Source organism: Rahnella sp. ChDrAdgB13 (genome assembly GCF_017655185.1).
Taxonomy (GTDB): Bacteria; Pseudomonadota; Gammaproteobacteria; order Enterobacterales; family Enterobacteriaceae; genus Rahnella; species Rahnella contaminans.
The window spans coordinates 1-1,632 of record NZ_JAEMGT010000073.1 but is presented as its reverse complement, the minus strand read 5'-3'; the positions used below and the strand labels follow the sequence as shown (position 1 = coordinate 1,632).

The window sequence follows — 1,632 nt, the reverse complement described above, 5'->3', positions numbered from 1 at the left end:
CGAACGTTACTTCTGAACTAAACATGCTTTCTAAAGAAAGAGTACTCCTGAGCCAGCCTTCGGCATGGCATCTGGAGTAGCTCCCTTCGCTTTGCTCAGGGCAATCCTCATGCAAACATCATCGTCATCAGTAAAAAGAAGAAGTAGCACCCTCCACGTTGTTCCGGGCAACAGTCAAAGCTCTGCCTAAGCAAAGTCGCCCTTTTCGCTGGCCGTGGGTCTTTTACCCGGACGGGCAACAGGCCCGGCCGGATAAAAGAATCAAGAACAGTGAATGTTGTAACTAGTTTTGCGGGAAGGTTCTTTTGTCATTCGACCGTTAAGCTTCTGCGTTGCGATAAGTCAGCAGTATCGGCTTTCGCACGCTCAAGCCTCTTTAAAAACGGTCTGGCAGGACGGGGGGCGGACTGGTGAATATTCGGCTCACAGACCGGCTGCGCCGGGCGTACGGCGACGCTAACCTCCTGGGACACTAACAACTACCGTTGTCGCCTTCATGCGCGATGCGCATAAAAATATCGAGGCTATGCCGGAACCCAAGATTTTTCCGCTACATTGCCTTTTTAGTGTTATGCTGCGTCTAATTAACCGTGTTTATTACACGACATTTGACACGAGGTATTTATGGCCATAACACAACGGGCAACGCAAAGCGTTACCATGACCGTAGAACGTGCCTTACTCAACCGAGCGCGTGAGGCTGGGATTAATCTCAGCGCCACCCTGACCGCAGCACTTGACGCGGAACTACGCCACTACGAAGCAAAAAAGTGGCAGGAGGAAAACAGCGAAGCGCTGGAAGCTCTTAACCGCTTTCACGATGAACATGGTTGTTTCAGCGATGAGTACAGGACATTTTAAGAATGCAGTTCACTGTATACAGTAACACTGGGAAAAGCGCCGTCTATACCCTGCTGCTTGATGTAACCAGCGATATTATCGGTCAGCTGAACCGCAGGGTTGTTATTCCTCTGCTGCCTGTTGAAAAGTACCCAAGCAGTACACGGCCCGAACGGTTGGTCCCGCTTGTCAGACTGACCGACGATAAAGAATATGCAGTTATGACGCATGAAATGGCGAGTATTCCCGCCCGTTCTTTAGGTGCTGTGTTCTGCGATGCTTCCCTTTATCGTACTGAAGTCAAAGCTGCAATTGATTTTCTTCTTGATGGTATTTAATAATGTATTCTCAACGTGATTTTTAAGAAAGGATATCTCTGATGCTTAATTTTCCTCGTATGATGTTGCTTTCAATCTATACATATTTGCTAGTCGTTTCCCTTGCTTCCGGTGGCGTCGATAATGGGATAGGTATTGGCCTTAGCGTCCTGTTTTGTGTGCTTTCATACAAAATTACTGGTACTAAAAAAAACACAGTACAGTGAATCTGGGGTGCCAGGTGAAACTGATAAACCATGAAGAGCAGCATAACCGTAGCGGCTCATAATGGAAAACAGTCGGACTCGCAATCAGCTCAAATTTTGGATCATATTGAGGTTTAGTGCCGGAACCGCCTCGAGAGGAAAACCTTGTCACCAGCGGCGGCGTCACCGATTAATCATTGTTCGTCAACAGTCCTACAAAATTTTGGCGGCTTGCCGCTTACAACCCCTAATTGGGGTTGTAAGCGGCA

2 protein-coding genes are annotated in these 1,632 nt (G+C 48.0%); both read left to right on the top strand.

From position 1 onward, the window contains the following. Nucleotides 1-624 precede the first annotated feature (624 nt). Nucleotides 625-861, top strand: coding sequence for a type II toxin-antitoxin system CcdA family antitoxin (locus J8X26_RS18410; protein WP_208951573.1), 237 nt, complete (start codon nucleotides 625-627; stop codon nucleotides 859-861). A 2-nt stretch (nucleotides 862-863) separates the two neighbouring features. After that, nucleotides 864-1,178 carry a CcdB family protein gene (locus J8X26_RS18405; protein WP_208951572.1) on the top strand — a complete coding sequence of 105 codons (315 nt, stop codon included), beginning with the start codon at nucleotides 864-866 and terminating at the stop codon, nucleotides 1,176-1,178. The last annotated feature ends 454 nt before the right edge of the window (nucleotides 1,179-1,632 follow it).

Coding starts and splice junctions, on each gene's coding strand:
- J8X26_RS18410 (WP_208951573.1), top strand. CDS start 625: ATGGCCATAACACAACGGGCAACGCAAAGCGTTACCATGACCGTAGAA.
- J8X26_RS18405 (WP_208951572.1), top strand. CDS start 864: ATGCAGTTCACTGTATACAGTAACACTGGGAAAAGCGCCGTCTATACC.